Raw genomic sequence first — 16,323 nt, forward strand, 5'->3', positions numbered from 1 at the left:
GTCGACCAGGTAACGGAGTTGAATCCTCACTCATGGGGCGCGACACGGCTCCGCCGCGTCCGTATCGCCCTTGCTCAGCTGCACGCTCAGTGTGACGACCCTGGTCGACATGGTCGTCGCTGGCTGCGGAGGGGACACGCGCATGCAGTAGATGATGTCGACGTCATCCGTGCTGATCACGTAGGTGTCAGGTCCTTGGCCCGTGCCCGCGGCTTTTCCCGCGGTCGCACTGGAGTCCGTGATCGCCTCCACGCGGATGAGGGAGTGCTCGGGGCCCTCTCTCGTGGCTTGAACGGCCTCTTCGATCAGATCCTCGTAGCGGGTGTAGCCGTTGAGCGTGTACGGCTTCGCTTCCAAGGTGTCGGCCGCCTCGTTGACGGCGTCCCGCCACTCGCCTTCGCTCCATCGCGAACTGTCGAAGATGTAGTAAAGGAAGCCGACCAGCGCCACGGTGGTCAGCACGATGAGTGCGCGTCCCACGGGGTTCCTCGCGTTGTACACGTAGCCGGGCATCACCCGTCGGGGGACAAGGATCGGGTCGTGACGATCGCCTGCGCTCATCCAGCGAGAGTATCGAGCTGGGCTGGATCACCTCTGTGTGGGGCGAAGCAGCCAGGCATGCGCATCCTTGCCCGATATCGCGCCCGTCCCGGCCATGCCCTTTCCGGAGGGGATGGAAGCCACCAGCACTCCGGCGAGAGTGCGGCCGGTCGTAGGTGAGGGCGAGGAGACGACGCGAGGGGCGACGGCCGATGAGCGTGCCGGCACCGTGCGGTCGTCCCCCCGTCCGTACGCGTCGCGGACACGACGGTTAACGCACGCGGCGTGTCTGCTGTGGCGCCGCGGCGGTTCGTACCATGAGCCGAGGTCCGGGCAACTCGGGCAACTCCGCCAGCAGGTTCGGAGCCGTCCGACGCAGCGCGAAGAACCTCACCAGCTCCCCGCTTCACTCGGTCCGAGGCAAGGCGCACTACCCGTCTCACTCTCCGCGTGCGGACACCATGCTGGGCTAACCTGCCCGTATGTGCGGACAGTTCACCGGCTGGCCGGAGCAGGCCATGGACGTGTTGTGGCAGCTTCAGGGCGAACCGACCCAGGCGACCCGCGAGCGCTGTCGTGCGGATCGCGAACGCCTCGTCCGGCAGCCGATGATCGCTCTGCTCAATGAGGTCGCGGACACCGATCCTCGATACGAGGACTTCTCGGTCTGGCACTACCGCACCGACTCCTGGTGGTGGCAGCACCAGGGCGCGGTCATCCGGCTCGGTCGGAAGATCGAGATCGGCCTCCGGTTCTCGCTGGAGGGCCTGCGTATCCAGGGCGCCTGGTGGTACCCCGATCCCGGCCAGGTGGACATGTTCCGCAAGGCGGTGGCTGCGGAGGGGAGCGGGCGGGAACTGTCCGCCATCGTCGAGGACGTGCGAAGGAAGGGTTACGACATCTCCGGGGACGTGATGAAGCGCCCCCCGCGCGGCTACCCGGCGCATCACTCCCGTGCCGACCTGCTGCGCCACCGTTCGCTCATCGCCGCCCGTCCTCTCGGCTGCGAGGAGTGGCTGCACACCCCCGAGGCAGTCGACCGGGTCCTCTCCGCCGCCGCCGATCTGGACGCCCTGTTGATGTGGCTGGTCCGCCACGTGAAGCGCGGCACCTGACGTCATGCGGGGTGCGCGCGGCAATGGAGGCGCCACGCCCGTGCCGCCAAAGCCCGCCCGGGATGCACGTGGCAGCAAGGACGCCGCGCGACGGAAGCCACTTGCGCCCGGGCGGTTCGAGGACCGTCCGGGCGCGCTGCGTCGTCGGGCGTCGATGACAGCGGGTCGCATGGTGACCGAAGGGGGCGAGGCCCTCAGCGCGCGGCGCCCGCGGCCAGGTCGAGGCCTGTCGTGTAGTGCGAGGGTGATGTCCGGGGCGGCGCTCATGTCGTCGTTCTCGGCCTGGTGAGCGGGGAGGTGTGCAGCGCAGGGGCCAGGTACCGGGCGACGATGGCCCACCGCAAGGTGATGGGCACCCGCGCCGTACGTCACCCGCGATACATGGCAGTGTGCAAATTTTACCTAGGGCAATGATAATTCGGCCGGGTGGGACCGTACTTGTCGGTGTACCGGATCGCCCGTCGCTGGAGGCCGCATGCCCATTTCACGTAATTGGATAGGAACCGCCTTCGTAGGAGGGGCGCTGAGTCTGACCCTCGCCGCCCTGGTGTATCCCGCAATGCTCGGGGTGGAGAACACGACGGCCTCCTCGTCGCGAAACATCGCCAACACGCGTTACGGGCCGCTCACCGAGGCCGACCGCGACTTCGTGGTCAAAGTCCGTTCGGCCGGCCTGTGGGAGTACCCCCTGGGCGAGATGGCGATGCAGCGGGGCACGACGCCGGCGATGAGGGAGGCCGGCGCACATCTGATCGTCGGGCATGCAGGCCTGGACGAACTGTGCCGCAAGATCGCCCCCGAGCTGAACCTCACCCTTCCCAACCAAGCGACGCCGCAGCAGCAGCAGTTCGTGGCCACCGTTGACTCCAAGAGCGGAAGGGAATTCGACTCCACCGCCGTCAACATCATGCGCGTCACTCACGGACAGATCTTCCCGGCCATCGCCAAGATCCGGGCAAGCACCCAGAACACCCTGGTGCGCCAACTGGCCGACCTCGCCAACGACACTGTTCTGGACCACATCACCGTGCTGGAGAAGACCGGCCTCGTCAACTTCGACCAGGTCAACTTCCAGCAGACCGCGCCGCCGAAGTTGCCCAAGGACGACGTGACTCCGCCGGCTCCCCAGCCGGGGTCACCGGTGCTGGTCCTCAAGCCCCGTCCGGACCTGGACGTGCACACGGCGCCCCCGGCGCCGTCTCCGACGAACAGCTGATCACCCAAGGGCTCGTGCGCTCGAAATTGAGTCGGACCAGTAGCAAGGGCACCAGGGGCGGTGCGGGCGAGTGGGCCTGGAGCAATCCCGCACGCATCCGGCGAGGCGAGCGCACCGTCGGCTTCGCCCCTGCGGCCGTCGAGTGGCTGAGGCCGGGGGGCGGCATTCGGAGTGGAACAGGACGTGCCAGGTGCGGTCGAGCACGGGGAAAACCGAGTTCAGCCGAAAGGCAGTCAGGATTCCTGCGAGGCTGCCACGTCCGTCACCCAGCCGAGCGGGTGTTCCGGATCGTCCGCCGCCGGCGCCGGCGGTTCTCCTCCTGCCTCGTTGAAGGCGGTGAGCGCATCGATGAGGGCGGCGCGCTGCGGTGGGTCGAGGCGTTCCACGATGGCGGCGATCTCGGCTCGGCGCCGAGCGGTGACCGCTTCGACGGTGCGGCGCCCTTCCGTCGTGAGCTGCAGAAGGGTTTCGCGCCGGTTGTCCGGGTTGGTCTGGCGGTCGGCCAGCCCGGCTGTGATGAGCCGGTCGACCATGCGCATGGCGGTGGACGGTGCCACCTTGAGGAGGTCGGCAAGGGTCACCAGCTTCGTGTTGCCGCGTGTGGACAACACGACCAGCATCCGGAACTGCGGGAGTGTCACCCGCTCCTCGACTTCGGCCAGCGAGCGGGCGGATACGGCGACCAGCAGCCGTGACGCGGTGAGGACCGCCCGCGTGACAGCGTCAACATCGTCCATGGTCCCCGCAGGGGTTTCGCGCTCCGGCATACGTCATTTCTATCGTGCCGAAGACGCTCCCCATCCACCTGACGGAAACGGATGCTCGTTTCCGCGGTTGATGATGTCCGGGCGGCATCGGCGTGGGGCCTCCTGCGACGTGCAGGGACTGAGGCTCGGGCCGCCCGGACCAGAGGTGCCGGTGGAGCAGGCGGCGGAGCCTGTGCCGCACAAGCGGTCCTGATGGAACGACGGAAGGCTTATCGAGGGTTACGGGTACCGTCGTGTGGCTTCGCTGCGCGGTGACGGCAATCGCGGCGGGGAGCGCTCGGCCCGCAACTCGCGATCGCACGGGGGTGTGGGCGGCTTATATGATCCATCCCCGAGCCGGGGCGGGGTGTTCGAGTGTGCCGGCGTCTGTCTTCTTCGAGACACGAAGGACGCGCCCAGTCAGTGGCGGCCCCGTCGCGCCGTTCCTTGCCTGACCCCGGGAGATCACGAATGCGCCGTCCACTATTGCCCGTCGCCGTCGTGCTGCTGTGTGCGGGCTGTTCGTCCGCAGGCGCCGACAACGGTCACGCGGGCGTGCCCGCCTCGTCGGCCACCGAGTACCGCGCGGCGGTCCGTGCGGCGGTCACGGCGGTGGGCAAGAAGACGGCGCGCATCGACGAGAGCGTCAGGATCTCGGACGGGGAGAGCGAGTACGTCCTCACCGTCAAGGGCGACTTCGATCTGGCGAGGGACCGCGGGAAGCTCGCAGTGGACTTCCCGGGTGGCGCCGTCAGCCACAGCGACGAGGTGTTCGCGGACGGCCGGATCTTTGTCAGCCAGCCGGCCGCGAACCAAAAGACCTGGGGCGTGATGCCGCGGGGCAAGGCCGAGGCGCACTACCTGCTCCGGGCCCCGCTCAATGATCCCGAACACTTCCTCGGCCAGATCTCCGCGATGCGCAAGGTGTCCAGAGAGGGCACGGAGAGCATCCGGGGCCAGCGCGCCACCCACTACCGCGGCATCCTCGAACACAGCGCGCTCACGAGCCGGATGGCCGAGGACGTCCGGAAGAAGACGGACCGGGCACGGGACATGCTGGGCAGCGACTTGCCCGTCTTCGCCGACGCGTGGGTCGACGGCGACGGCCGTCTGGTCCAGGCTCGGACAACCGTCAACATGTCGGGGGCCGACGTGAGCGTCACCATGCGGATCTCGGACTTCGGCAAGCCGGTCCGCGTCAGCGTCCCGAAGGCCGACGAGACGTTCCCGATGCGCAGTGCCACCGGCGTCCTGAACGGGTGACGTCCGGGCGGGAGCCACGTCCCGTCCCGACGCCCGCCCCTACGTGCCCACGTCGGCGTGGCCGCCCTGCCGCCGGGCGGGTGTCCACAGTGGCTCGCCTCTCGTGGAAACCCGGTGGGCGGGTTGCGAACCGGTTGTGAAGCGGCGTCCGGCATGCACGAGCCTGGAACTGCTGGAACACCGTGCCTGACCGCGACGAGATCTGCCCCTCGGACGCCGCTCGGGCCGCGTACGACGACGGCTGGCGCGAGCTCATGACACCGGCCCACCGCGCTGCCTGGCGACTCGTGACGGTCGGCGAGGTGGAGATCGCGCTGGGCGGCTGCCGCGCCACTCCGGCCCGGGCCGGAGACCGATCCCAATCCGGCGTGTCCACTGACCTGCGCCGTGTCAGCGCCGGTACGTGCTGTGAAGGGAGCCCCGGCGTCGGACGAGCCCAGGGCCAGGCGGGCGAAATGGGCGTTTTCGCCCGCGGGGTGCATCCGTGGACGGTCGACGGCCTGAAGTGACCGTGGAAGGGGCAAACACACGGTCGACGGCCGCTGTCCCTCATGTGCGGGAGGCGCATATGCATGCTGTGGCAGTGGACTGGCCCTCCGACCACGGCCTTCGGGCGGACACGGTGTCCCGAGACGGCCCCACGCCGGAGCACGGCACGCGGCACGTGCCGCTCACCTGGCGCACGCTCCAACTGGAGACCATGGCGTCCCTGCTGGTGGTGTCACTGCGGCGGCTGGGCAGCCGCTGCTTCGCGGCCCGGTGCCAGTGGCCGCGCCTCCACCCGCTCAACGAGCGTTGCCTGACAGCCGTGGCCCATCACCCGCTGATCATGGCCGAGTCCACCCGTCAACTGGCCGTGGCGCTGGCAGCGGACATCACCGGGGCGGACGGGGCACCGCTGCAACCCGTCTCGGTGAGCCTGGGGCTCGACCCGCGGCTGTGGCCCACCGAGGAGGGCGGTGCCACCGACGTCTCGGCCCGGTTGGTGGTGAGCGATCTCGCGTCGGAGGACGGGGCGCTCACCGCGTACCGCGTCACCGCGGAGTTCGTGCACGCGGGTACCCCGTTCGGATCGTGCAGCATGCGTCTTACCCGTCCGGGCTCCGAAGCGGTGAGCCTCGACGGCGCGGACGGCTCTCCCGCGCTGCTGTACCCCGCCGCGCCCGCCGTCGGGGCGGCCACCGACGCCGACGTGATGCTCGCCCGTGCTCCGCGGGGCCGGCTGGTGATCGCGCCGCGCGACCCTTGCCACCCGCTCCTCATCGGCGGCCGGAACGGCACGCTGCCCGTGCCCGCCTTGATGGAGGCGGGACGGCAGGCGGCGCTCCTGCGGAGTGGATACACGGCCGCGGCTGTCGTCGGGCTGCGAGGGGACCTGCACGCCCCGGTTCCGACGCGCGGCACCGAGATCGAGGTGGCCTCGGAGCCCGGAGGGATCCGCTTCCTCGTCTCCGCGGGCGGCCGGACAGCGGCGACGGGTGCGGTCAGCCTGCTGCGGCCTTGAGGTGCCGGTGGCACAGCAGGATCCTGTCGACTCCGCCGATCACGGGGTTGTCGCCTCTGGGGCGGGTGTTCTTTACCGGTGACGGGACGGAGGCGACGGCGGTGGTGGAGGGCGCTTCATGCGATGGACAAGCGTCGATGTTCGTCGTCGCAGGTCCTCACCTGAGGCTCAACCCACGGACTCACGTGCTGGTGCCGCCTCGCAGACTGCGTGAGGACGACCTCTTCGTCGTGTGACCTCCCGGGCGGCGTCGCGTCAGCAGGGCGGAGCCTGTTGTCGTGAGGACGAAGCCTGTCGCCGCCGCGGTGAGCGGGGCAGTGTGGCCCAGCAGGTGTAGCTGGCCGCTCTCTTTCCTCGCCTGGCTCACCTGGGACTTCTGGGTGGCCTCGGTGAAGGTCAGGTCGGTGCTGTCCAGGAGGACGACGGCGTCACGTGTTCCGCCGGGGGCGCGGAGTGTGCGGCGGGGGCCGGTCCGGGCGTAGAGCGATCGGCCCGTGCACTGGTCGACGACCAGACGTATGCCGTGGTTGGCGTACCACTCCTCGGCGAGGACCTCCCCGCTGTACGGGCGTCCGACCAGGGCCCCGGGTACCAGTCGCGTGCCGGTCTCCGTCGCCGGGACGGTGCCCGTGAAGACGTACCCCCGGTAGCCATGGATCTCTTCAGTGCCCCGGTAATGGAGTACGACGGTGGCGCCGAGGGTGTTGTCCCACCAGCGGTAGGCCCGCTTCCGCACGTCGAAGGGGAACTTCAGGTAGGCCTCGCCCTCGTGGTGGCCCTTCTCCCCGCAGCAGTGCACGGGCTTGTTCGTCCTGCGGTCCGTCACCCACCGCCCGGTGACGAACTCCAGGGCGTCGTGTGGGTCGGCGGCGGGGAGGGAGTCGTCCGTGTCGACCGTCGTGACCACGTCCCAGACCGCCGTACCGCTGCGCTCGCCGGCCGCTACGTCGCCCCGGACGCGCTGCGTCACCGTGATCCTTTGGTCAGGGACGGTCCGGGCCGCGTCGGTGTCGAAGACGCTTCCGGTGCCGGTGTAGACGGCGGTCACGTCGACGTCGAGGGGGTTCGCGGCGGCGTGCGGTCTGACGTACCAGACGAGCATCGCCGCGAGGACGAGCAGGAAGACTCCGAGACCGAGCAGGGACAGCGAGAACGACCGGGGCAGGGCGGTGCGGCGCATCCGGCACTCCAGGACTGGGCCGCCCGGCCCGCGGGCGGCGCGACGACGTGAGGACAGCGCGCACAGGTGTTGGCGGGGGACAGTAGACCCGCCGCCGGTCCCGCGTCTACGCACCGGAGTGACAAGCGAGCGGCCGCGATCGGTGCGTACAACGGTGGACTGTGGCGGTGGCGGGGACACAACTCCGCGGCTGGCGCTCGTCCTTGGCGGCCCTCGGGCGGCGGCGGTCCCGCAGTCAGCCGCCCGCCGCCGCCAGCGCCGCGAGGACCGCGCGGGTGACACGGCCGATGTAGGCGTCGTCGGTGGGGCCGCCGACCGCCAGGACCCTGAAGTACAGCGGGGCGCCGAACAGGTCGACGGCCAGGCCCATGTCGATGTCCTCCGGCAGTTCGCCCCGTGCGATCGCCTGGCGGATCAGGGCTGCCACGGCGGCGCGCCGGGGCGCCAGCACCGCGTCGTGGAGTGCGGCGCTCAGCGAGGGATTGCGGGCGGACTCCGCCAGGAGATCCGGGATGATCCGGCCGACGAGCGGATGGCGCAGGTCGGCCACGGTGTCCCGGACGAAGCGTTCGACGTCGTCGTGCAGGGAACCGGAGCCGGCGGTCGCGGGGAGGTGTGCCGCCGCCGCCTCGGAGACCAGCTCCACCACCATGGCCTCCTTGGCGGGCCAACGCCGGTACAGGGCCGCCTTGCCGACGCGGGCCCGGCGGGTCACGGCCTCCATCGACATCCGGGCGAACCCGGTCTCGGCCAGTTCCTCGAACACCGCCCGTCTGATCGTCTCGGTCACGGCCTCGCGCAGGACCGCGGAGCCCGTGGGCCTGCGGTCGACGTCGTTGCGGCTGGTCGGTTCCACTGCGGGAGATTAGCACTGGACGGAACGGTTGCGTTCCGTTGTGGCCGGGTGTACGTTCCGCCCGAGGTGCGAGACGGAACGGCCCCGTTCCGTTCTGTTCTTCTTCGAGAATGGAGCCCCGGTGACCTTCCTCGCAGGCTGCTTCGACTCCCTTGAACGCGACGGCCGTACGTGCCGTGCGTCGTCGTTCTCTCCGGCGCTGCCCGGCGTACGCCCGGTCCGCGCATGACGGTCGCGACGGACCCGCGGGCAGCCACCGCGGACGCCACGCGGCGCCGGGCGCGCACGATCCTGGTCGTGCTGGCGTTGTTCATCGTCGTGAACGCCGCCGACAAGGCGGTACTCGGACTGACAGCCGAACCCATCAAGAGGGAACTCGGTCTGTCCGCAACGCAGTTCGGCACCATCGCCAGCGCTTTCTACCTCCTCTTCAGCCTCTCCGCCGTATCGGTCGGCTTCCTGGGCGACCGCATCCGCCCCCGGCCCCTGCTCGCGGTGCTCGCTCTCGTCTGGGCGGCGGCCCAGTTGCCGATCCTCCTGCCCGCCACCGGGTTCGGGGCGTTGGTCGCCACCCGGGTGGCGCTGGGCGCGGGCGAGGGGCCGGGCTTCCCGCTGGCCAACCACACGGCGTTCACCTGGTTCCCGCCGAAACGCAGAGCGCTGCCCTCGGCCGTCGTGGTGGCCGGTGGCGCGGGCGGTACGGTGCTGGCCGCCCCGCTGGTGGTCCTGATCAGCAACACCCTCGGCTGGCGTGCCGCGTTCGGTGTGCTGGGCGCCGCCGGCCTGGTGTGGACCCTGGTCTGGCTGCGCGTCGGCGGGGCCGGGCCCTACGCCGCCCACCTGGGCGGCTCCGACCCGGCGGAAGACCGTACGACGAAAGGTGACGGTCCGTCAGTCGGTGAGACCTCGACGGCCGGCGGGGAGGGCGAACCTCCCCTTGTCCCTCTCCGGCGGGTCGTCACCACGGGCACCTGGCTCGGCGCGACCTTCTCCACCTTCACGGTCATGTGGACGCTCGCCCTGGGGTTCGCCTGGCTGCCGCTCTACCTCCAGGAGCAGGCAGGCTTCAGCGACGCCGAGGTCAGCGGGATCGTCGGGCTGCCCGCCCTGTCCATGGCCGTCCTGGTCCTCTCCGCGGGAGCCGTCGCGCACCGGTTGCTGCGCGGAGGGGTGGCCGCCCGGGTCGCCCAGGGACTCCTCGGCGCGCTGTTTCCACTGCTCGCCGGGGTGAGTCTCCTGCTGGCGACCCGGGCGGGTCCCACCGCCCTGCTGCTGCCCCTGCTGGTGCTGGCGTTCTCCGCGGGCAACGGCCAGACCCCGCTGACCAACGCGGCCGTCGCCGACATCTGCCCCGCCCGACGGCGCGGCGCGGCTCTCGGACTGTCCTACGCCCTCGCCGCCCTCGCCAGTCTGCTCGCCCCCTACACCACCGGGCGCATCATCGACGCCGCGCCCACCGAGGCAGCCGGCTACAGCCGGGCCTTCGGCCTCGCCGCCTGTCTGCTGATCGCCGGTGCCGTGCTCTCGGCGCTGCTGATCCGGCCGGACCGGGACGCCCTCATCCTGGGCGCAACGCCCCCGGCACCGACCGGCGGCCCTGCGGCCCTTCCCGCATCCGTGACCGCCAACCCGACGGCGGCGCCCGCCGTTCCCGCCCCACCGACCGTCTCCAGCGCGTCCGCCTCGGACGCCGAGCCCTCAGCCAAGGAGTGATCCGGTGCTCGTAGACATCGCCGTCGTCCAAGGGGCGCGTACGCCGATCGGCCGGTACAAGGGAGCGCTCGCGTCGGTCCCCGCGCACCGGCTCGGCGCGCTCGTGATCCGTGAGGCGGTGGTCCGCTCCGGGCTGAGCCCCGACAGGGTCCACGAGGTCGTCCTCGGCTGCGTGGGCCAGGTGGGCCCCGACGCGTTCAACGCCCGGCGGGCGGCCCTGGCCGCCGGGCTGCCCGTGACGACCACCGCGTACAACGTCAACAGGCTGTGCGGGTCCGGTCTGCAGGCCGTCTGGGCGGCGGCCCAGAGCCTGACGCTCGGCGACACGGACGTCGTCGTGGCGGGTGGCAACGAGTCGATGACCCGGCAGCCGATGCTCGACTACGGCGAACGGGCCCCCGACGAGATCCCGGGACAGCCGGTGGTCGACGGGACGATGTCCCTGGTCACCGACCCCTTCGGGGGATACCCGATGGGCGTGACCGGTGAGGTGGTGGCGGAGCGCTGGCGCGTCTCACGGGAGCGCCAGGACCGGTGGGCCGCCGAAAGCCAACGCCGGGCGGCCGTCGCGATCGCCGAGGGACGCTTCGAGGAGCAGATCGTGCCGGTGGTCCTCGCGGAGGGCGTGGTCGATCGGGACGAGCATCCGCGCCCCGGCACGACGGCGGAGAAGCTCGCGGGGCTGGCCCCGGTGTTCTCGGCGACCGGCACGGTGACCGCAGGGAACTCGGCGGGTATCAACGACGGTGCCGCCGCCGTGCTGTTGATGCGCACGGCCGATCTCGCGGCCGGCGCCGCGCCGCTGTGCCGGCTGCGCGACATGGTCGTCACGGCACTGGAGCCGGAGATCATGGGCGTCGCCCCGGCCGAGGCCATCCGCGGCCTGCTGCGGCGCAACGGCCTCACTCCGGACGCGATCGACGTGATCGAGCTCAACGAGGCGTTCGCGGCCCAGGTGCTGGCCGTTATGGACGAACTCAAGCTCGACCCCGACCGCGTCAACCCGAACGGCGGGGCGATCGCACTGGGCCACCCCGTCGGCGCCACCGGAACCGTCCTGTTGCTCAAGGCGGCACACGAACTGCGGCGCGTCGGAGGTCGGTTGGCCGTCGTCGCCCTGTGTGTCGGCGGCGGTCAGGGCATCGCCGCGCTGATCGAGAACCCCGGCCACAGGCGATGAGCGGGTATGTGTGGCATCCGACCCCGGAGTTCACCGAGCACGGCAACATCGCGGTCTTCTGCCGCGCCCACGGCATCGAGGACGGCTACCGCGCCCTTCACGCACGGTCCGTCGCCGACCCCGGGTGGTTCTGGGAGCGGGCGGCGGAGGACATCGGCATCGTCTGGCACACCCCGCCGTCCCGTGTGTACGACGACACCGGGGGCATCGCCGCCACCCGCTGGTTCCCGGACGGGCGCACCAACCTGGTCGACTCCTGCCTCGACCGGCAGGTGCGGCAAGGACGCGGACGGGCGACGGTCCTGCGCTGGGAACAGGAGGACGGCACGACGGGGGGCCTCTCCTACGAGGACGCGGCCGGCCGCAGTGCCCGGGTGGCGGGCGGTCTGCGTGCCCTCGGGGTGGGGGAGGGGGACCGGGTGGCGGGGTATCTGCCGTCCGGCCCCGAGGCGTTCCTGCTGTTGTTCGCCTGCGCCCGTGTCGGTGCCGTGCTGGTGCCGCTGTTCTCCGGGTTCGGCGCCGAGGCTCTCGCGGTGCGGCTGGCCGACGCCGGTGCCCGGGTCCTGGTCACCGCCGGGGCCACGGTCCGGCACGGACGCCGGCACGACATGGAGGCGGTCGCCCGCGCGGCACTGCTGAAGACCCCCTGCGTCACCCATCTCGTCGTCGTCCAGCGGGAGTCGGAAGCGGCGGGCGACGACGGCGCTGTGCCGGAGACCGGACGGTCGTGCGGCGCACCGGTCCGCGCGTCGGTGTCCGCAACCCCAGGCTCCGAGCCGCGGGCGAGGCCCGACGCGGCGGGCCCCGTGACGACGAGCTGGCGCCAACTCGCCGACGGGCCGCCCGCCGAGACCGTGTCGCTCCCCGCCGACGCCCCATTCCTCCTGCTGCACACCTCCGGAACCACCGGCCGTCCCAAGGGCGCGATCCACACGCACGGCGGCTTCCCGGTGCAGGTCGGCAGCGAGACCCGGTACAACCTGGATCTGCGGCCCGACGACGTGATGTTCTGGGTCACCGACCCGGGCTGGATCATGTTCCCGCTCGTCGCCGTCGGCGCCACCCTCGCGGGCGCCGGCATCCTGGCGTACGAAGGCGCGATCGACCAGCCCGGCGTCACCCGGCTGTGGCGGCTGCTGGACGACCACCAGGTCACCGTCTTCGGCAGCTCGCCCAGCCTGTCCCGCACGCTCATGAGCCGCGAGCGGACGCAGCCGGCCGCACCCACGCGGCTGCGTCTGCTCGCCTCCACCGGTGAGCCGTGGACCGAGCAGGCATGGCGCTGGTACTTCGCCGAACTCGGCGGCAAACGCTGCCCGGTGATCAACATCTGCGGCGGCACCGAAGTCGGCGGTTCCCTGCTCGCGTCCGCACCGACCCTGCCGCAGTCGCCGTGCGGTTTCACCGGACCCTGTCTGGGGGTCGACGCGGCGATCGAGGACGACCACGGCAGGCAGCCACCCGAGGGACAGGCCGGCGAACTCGTCGTACGGCAGCCGTGGCCAGGCATGACCAGGGGGCTGTGGCAGGCGGAAGCACGCTTCGCCCGGACCTACTTCACCCGCAGGCCCGGGCGCTGGTCGCACGGGGACCTCGTCTCCCGCAGCGGCGAGGAGTGGTTCGTCCACGGCCGGCTCGACGACGTCGTCAAGGTCGCCGGCAAACGCCTCGGGCCCGCGGAGGTCGAGGACGCCGCCGCCGGCGACCCGGCCGTCGCGGAGGTGGCCGCGGTCGGCATCCCCCACCCCGTCAAGGGCGAGACGGTGTGGTGCTTCACCGTCCCCGTCGCCGGACGGCCGTTCGGCGCGCCGGAGGCCGAACGCATCCGCGCCCGGGTGGCGGACGCGCTCGGCGGCGCCTTCCGGCCCGGCCGGGTGGTGGCCGTCCCCGCGCTGCCCAGAACCCGCAACGGCAAGGTGATGCGGCGCCTCCTTCGTGGCCTCGTCACCGGTGAGGCACCCGGTGACGTGACCGCACTCGCCGACCCGGCCGGCCTCGACGCGATCCGTACCGCCCTCCAGGACCAGTGACAGCGGGCAGCGCGCCCGCCGACCGAAGGAGTCCCATGCCGACGATCGACATCCTCCTGCCCGGCTTCGCCATCGACACCGACCAGGGCTACCCCGCGTTCTGCGGAGTGTTCCTGGTGCGCGGCCCGGACGAGGCCGGACGCGAGCGGAACATCCTCGTCGACGCCGCCCACGTCGGCCGCCGCCCCTTCCTGTGGAACGCGCTGGCGGCGCACGGGCTCACCGCCGGCGACATCGACACCGTCGTGCTCACGCACGCCCACTGGGACCACGTCCAGAACATCGACCTGTTCCCGCAGGCCACCTTGGTCCTGCACCCCGACGAGCGGCGCTACGCGCACACCCCCCACACCAACGACTGGGCCACGCCGTCCTGGACGGGCCTGCTCCTGGAACAGCTCTCCGTCCGCGAGGTCGTCGACGGAGAGGAGATCATCCCGGGCGTCGAGGTCATCGGCCTGCCCGGACACTCGCCCGGCAGCATCGGCGTCGTCGTCCGCACCGACCTGGGGCGCGCCACGATCACCGGCGACGCCCTGCACTTCGCGTACGTGGCCCGTACCGGACGCAATCCACTGGTGTTCTGGGACGCCGAGCAGGCCGCACGCAGCATCGAGCGGGTGCTGGACGCGTCCGACGTGATCTATCCGGGCCACGACCGGCCGTTCCGGCTCACGGCGGACGGTGGCATCGACTACCTGGAGTCCTTCGCCCTCACGCTGACCGGGGTGCGGCCCGACACGCAGGGACTGCGCTTCGCCGACGGTTCCTCCCGCCCGCTGTGGGTGATGCCCGGCGTGGAGGAGCAGCGCACGCTGTACGAGAAGAACGCCGACGCCGTGACGCGGCGGATCAGCCGGGTGCCGCGCGTGGTGGGCCCGGCCGGACCGACAGTGGGGCCAGCAGCGAGGTGAGCCGGGCGAAGAACGGGTCGGGTGCCTCCCGCGGGAAGAAGTGACCGCCGGGGACGGTCGTCATGCGGAACGAGTCTGTGTACCGCGCCCAGGCACCGACCCCGTCGGGGGTGACGAGCGGGTCGTCCGCGCCCGCGAACGCCTCGACGCGTACCGGCAGCCGTGCCCGTTCGTCGTCCGGGTCCGGCAGCCCCGCCCGGTGGGCGGTCGCGCAGATCCGCAGGTCGTCGCGGAGGACGGGCAGCAGCGCGCGCAGCCAGTCGTCCCGGTCGAGGAACTGAGGACTGAGCCCGCCGAACTCGACCAGCCGACGGGCGAGTTCGCGGTCGTCGTACCGGTCGGGCGGCGGCAGCGTCGATGACACGTGCGGAGCCGTGTACGCCCCGAGGAACAGGGCTTCGGGCGGCCGGCCGCCCGCCCGCAGCCGGGCCGCCGCCAGCGCGAACGCCACCATCGCGCCCATGCTGTGGCCGTAGGCGGCCCAGGGGCCCGCGTCGAGCAGGGGCGCCAGCTCGTGCCCGAGCGCCTCGACGACCTCGCCCGCGTCCCGGAAGCGTGGCTCGCGGTAGCGCGCTTCCCGGCCCGGCAACTGCACCGGCAGGACGTCCACACCGGCCGGCATGCGCGCGGCCCAGGAGCTGAAGAAGGAGGCGCCGCCGCCCGCGTGGTGGAAGCAGAACAACCGGAGCCGGGCGTCCTGGCGGGGCGCCCGGCCGAGGCAGGACACGGTGGCCGCGGCGGTCATACGAGGGCTCCGCGCGAGGTGCCGGCCAGACGGCGGACGCGCAGTATCCGGGCCCGGACGGAGGCGGCCCGGCGTACCCGGCTCGCCGTGCCGATCATGCGCAGCGCCTGTGACAGCAGCCACAGCCCGGTCTCCGCGGCCTGCTCGGGCCGGCGGGCGAGGGTGTCGCTGTCGACCAGGCGCAGGTGCGGCACGGTTCGTCGGAGCAGGTGTACGTCGCAGGGCGGCGCGATGTCGTCGTCGCGGCCGGACGCGCAGGCGAGCGGCGTGCGGAGCAGGGCGAGTCGCTCCTCGTCGAGGCCCCAGTCGGCCAGGGCGGCCGGGAGCCGGTCCGGCGTGGTGCGGGTCGCGTGCGAGAGGGCCAGTGCCGTCAGGCGGGGCAGCGGGGCCCTTCGCGCGGCGCGGGTGAAGAAGTCACGCACCGGGGCCGCGGCGGTGGCCAGCCCTCGGACGCGGTCGTCCTCCAGCGCGTGGCGCAGCGCCAGGTGCCCGCCGAAGCCCAGGCCCACCACGCAGGTGCGGGAGGCGTCGGCGGCCTGTCCGAGCAGGTCCAGGAGATGCCTCAGCATGCGGGTGCTGTCCGTTCCGTAGGTGAGGGTGTTCTCGCCCACCCCGGGCAGTTCCGTGACCACGACCGCCGCGCCGAGCCTGTCGGCGTCGGCGAGGAGCGGCGCCCACTGCTCCTTCGTGGACGTGACGCCGCCCAGGACCAGGAGCAGCGGGAGGGGGTCGCGCCGGGAGAGCCCGGCCGACCAGCACGCGAAGCCCGATTCCTCGAAGGGCAGGTCGATCCGGGAGATCCCGCGCACGCGGGTCCGCCAGCGGTCGAAGGCCGCGACGGCGGCGCTCTGGGCGGCCTGCCGCGCCGGCCCGTCCACGTAGGGGAAGCGGGCCATCGTGTAGTAGCGCACCGCGTCCAGATCACGGCCGCGCGACTCGGCGGCCCGGGCGAGCGAGGACCACTCGTGGGTCCAGTCGCCGGGGCCAGCGTCCTTGGCGTCCGCGCGCAGTGACCCCAGTACCCGGTGGACGACGTCCGCGGGAACGCCCTGGGCGTAGGCGTGGGGCAGCGATGACGCGCGCAGCTCGGCCACGGGGATCATCGTGTGGCTCCCCTTCTCTCGGGGCGATGGGCCGCTTCGGCGGCCCCGGGTGTCACGGGGGCCCGTGTCCCTGTCCCGGTGGGGTTGCCCGCTCGCGTTCCGGGCCTGTGCGTGGCGGTGACGAGGTGGGTGAGGCCGTCCCTCAGCCGCCGGCCGAGTCCGGGAGGGAGGACGAGGTCCACGGGGGTGTCCGGGAGCAAGGCGTGCAGGTGCCGTTC

The 16,323-nt window shown here is 71.9% G+C and carries 15 protein-coding genes; 9 read left to right on the top strand and 6 right to left on the bottom strand.

Going from position 1 to position 16,323, the window contains the following annotated elements; all coding sequences use genetic code 11:
- Window positions 1-30 precede the first annotated feature (30 nt).
- A complete protein-coding gene (locus ACWGIS_RS16185; RefSeq protein WP_453363045.1) occupies window positions 31-561 on the bottom strand; it encodes a hypothetical protein in 531 nt (176 codons plus the stop codon).
- Window positions 562-1,022: 461 nt separating this feature from the next.
- Here ACWGIS_RS16185 and ACWGIS_RS16190 point away from each other — a divergent pair, with 461 nt between their 5' ends.
- Both ACWGIS_RS16190 and ACWGIS_RS16195 read left to right on the top strand, forming a co-directional pair.
- Window positions 1,023-1,655: a DUF2461 family protein gene (locus ACWGIS_RS16190; protein WP_453363046.1), complete on the top strand. Its 633-nt coding sequence runs from the start codon at window positions 1,023-1,025 to the stop codon at window positions 1,653-1,655.
- A gap of 475 nt (window positions 1,656-2,130) precedes the next feature.
- A complete protein-coding gene (locus ACWGIS_RS16195; protein ID WP_453363047.1) occupies window positions 2,131-2,871 on the top strand; it encodes a DUF4142 domain-containing protein in 741 nt (246 codons plus the stop codon).
- A gap of 233 nt (window positions 2,872-3,104) precedes the next feature.
- Here ACWGIS_RS16195 and ACWGIS_RS16200 read toward each other — a convergent pair whose 3' ends face one another.
- Window positions 3,105-3,638, bottom strand: coding sequence for a MarR family winged helix-turn-helix transcriptional regulator (locus tag ACWGIS_RS16200; protein ID WP_453363048.1), 534 nt, complete (start codon window positions 3,636-3,638; stop codon window positions 3,105-3,107).
- A 450-nt stretch (window positions 3,639-4,088) separates the two neighbouring features.
- On the opposite strand from ACWGIS_RS16200, the gene ACWGIS_RS16205 reads away from it, so the two are divergent.
- From ACWGIS_RS16205 to ACWGIS_RS16215, 3 genes are all read left to right on the top strand, one after another.
- Entirely contained in the window at window positions 4,089-4,880 is a 792-nt protein-coding gene (locus ACWGIS_RS16205) for an LppX_LprAFG lipoprotein (RefSeq protein WP_453363049.1), read from the top strand.
- A 182-nt stretch (window positions 4,881-5,062) separates the two neighbouring features.
- On the top strand, window positions 5,063-5,389 hold the full coding sequence (locus ACWGIS_RS16210) for a DUF3253 domain-containing protein (RefSeq protein ID WP_453363050.1): 327 nt from the start codon (window positions 5,063-5,065) through the stop codon (window positions 5,387-5,389).
- Window positions 5,390-5,448: 59 nt separating this feature from the next.
- Window positions 5,449-6,384 carry a hypothetical protein gene (locus ACWGIS_RS16215; protein WP_453363051.1) on the top strand — a complete coding sequence of 312 codons (936 nt, stop codon included), beginning with the start codon at window positions 5,449-5,451 and terminating at the stop codon, window positions 6,382-6,384.
- Between the two features lie 181 nt (window positions 6,385-6,565).
- Here ACWGIS_RS16215 and ACWGIS_RS16220 read toward each other — a convergent pair whose 3' ends face one another.
- Window positions 6,566-7,564 carry a DUF3068 domain-containing protein gene (locus tag ACWGIS_RS16220; RefSeq protein ID WP_453363052.1) on the bottom strand — a complete coding sequence of 333 codons (999 nt, stop codon included), beginning with the start codon at window positions 7,562-7,564 and terminating at the stop codon, window positions 6,566-6,568.
- A 235-nt stretch (window positions 7,565-7,799) separates the two neighbouring features.
- Entirely contained in the window at window positions 7,800-8,420 is a 621-nt protein-coding gene (locus tag ACWGIS_RS16225) for a TetR/AcrR family transcriptional regulator (RefSeq protein WP_453363053.1), read from the bottom strand.
- A gap of 225 nt (window positions 8,421-8,645) precedes the next feature.
- Between ACWGIS_RS16225 and ACWGIS_RS16230 the strand changes: the two genes are divergently transcribed.
- From ACWGIS_RS16230 to ACWGIS_RS16245, 4 genes are read left to right on the top strand one after another with little or no spacing between them, the layout of a single operon-like run.
- A complete protein-coding gene (locus tag ACWGIS_RS16230) occupies window positions 8,646-10,133 on the top strand; it encodes an MFS transporter (RefSeq protein WP_453363054.1) in 1,488 nt (495 codons plus the stop codon).
- Between the two features lie 4 nt (window positions 10,134-10,137).
- The gene (locus ACWGIS_RS16235) at window positions 10,138-11,313 is read left to right on the top strand and encodes a thiolase family protein (protein WP_453363055.1); all 1,176 of its coding nucleotides are present in this window, start codon (window positions 10,138-10,140) and stop codon (window positions 11,311-11,313) included.
- A complete protein-coding gene (locus ACWGIS_RS16240; protein ID WP_453363056.1) occupies window positions 11,310-13,343 on the top strand; it encodes an AMP-binding protein in 2,034 nt (677 codons plus the stop codon). The genes ACWGIS_RS16235 and ACWGIS_RS16240 overlap by 4 nt, the downstream gene beginning before the upstream one ends.
- A gap of 35 nt (window positions 13,344-13,378) precedes the next feature.
- Window positions 13,379-14,257 (top strand): MBL fold metallo-hydrolase, encoded by an 879-nt coding sequence (locus tag ACWGIS_RS16245; RefSeq protein ID WP_453363057.1) that lies wholly within the window; start codon window positions 13,379-13,381, stop codon window positions 14,255-14,257.
- On the opposite strand, the gene ACWGIS_RS16250 is transcribed toward ACWGIS_RS16245, so the two are convergent.
- On the bottom strand, window positions 14,196-15,002 hold the full coding sequence (locus ACWGIS_RS16250) for a thioesterase II family protein (RefSeq protein ID WP_453363058.1): 807 nt from the start codon (window positions 15,000-15,002) through the stop codon (window positions 14,196-14,198). The two genes, ACWGIS_RS16245 and ACWGIS_RS16250, sit on opposite strands and share 62 nt — an antisense overlap.
- The gene (locus ACWGIS_RS16255; RefSeq protein WP_453363059.1) at window positions 14,999-16,096 is read right to left on the bottom strand and encodes an alpha/beta fold hydrolase; all 1,098 of its coding nucleotides are present in this window, start codon (window positions 16,094-16,096) and stop codon (window positions 14,999-15,001) included. The genes ACWGIS_RS16250 and ACWGIS_RS16255 overlap by 4 nt, the downstream gene beginning before the upstream one ends.
- Window positions 16,097-16,323: the final 227 nt, after the last annotated feature.

This window comes from Streptomyces sp. NPDC054842 (assembly GCF_053611025.1).

What these genes read in the sequence shown, in the direction of transcription:
- ACWGIS_RS16200 (WP_453363048.1), bottom strand. Translation starts at nt 3,638, where the DNA reads ATGCCGGAGCGCGAAACCCCTGCGGGGACCATGGACGATGTTGACGCT.
- ACWGIS_RS16190 (WP_453363046.1), top strand. Translation starts at nt 1,023, where the DNA reads ATGTGCGGACAGTTCACCGGCTGGCCGGAGCAGGCCATGGACGTGTTG.
- ACWGIS_RS16240 (WP_453363056.1), top strand. Translation starts at nt 11,310, where the DNA reads ATGAGCGGGTATGTGTGGCATCCGACCCCGGAGTTCACCGAGCACGGC.
- ACWGIS_RS16250 (WP_453363058.1), bottom strand. Translation starts at nt 15,002, where the DNA reads ATGACCGCCGCGGCCACCGTGTCCTGCCTCGGCCGGGCGCCCCGCCAG.
- ACWGIS_RS16230 (WP_453363054.1), top strand. Translation starts at nt 8,646, where the DNA reads ATGACGGTCGCGACGGACCCGCGGGCAGCCACCGCGGACGCCACGCGG.
- ACWGIS_RS16245 (WP_453363057.1), top strand. Translation starts at nt 13,379, where the DNA reads ATGCCGACGATCGACATCCTCCTGCCCGGCTTCGCCATCGACACCGAC.
- ACWGIS_RS16215 (WP_453363051.1), top strand. Translation starts at nt 5,449, where the DNA reads ATGCATGCTGTGGCAGTGGACTGGCCCTCCGACCACGGCCTTCGGGCG.
- ACWGIS_RS16185 (WP_453363045.1), bottom strand. Translation starts at nt 561, where the DNA reads ATGAGCGCAGGCGATCGTCACGACCCGATCCTTGTCCCCCGACGGGTG.
- ACWGIS_RS16195 (WP_453363047.1), top strand. Translation starts at nt 2,131, where the DNA reads ATGCCCATTTCACGTAATTGGATAGGAACCGCCTTCGTAGGAGGGGCG.
- ACWGIS_RS16220 (WP_453363052.1), bottom strand. Translation starts at nt 7,564, where the DNA reads ATGCGCCGCACCGCCCTGCCCCGGTCGTTCTCGCTGTCCCTGCTCGGT.
- ACWGIS_RS16205 (WP_453363049.1), top strand. Translation starts at nt 4,089, where the DNA reads ATGCGCCGTCCACTATTGCCCGTCGCCGTCGTGCTGCTGTGTGCGGGC.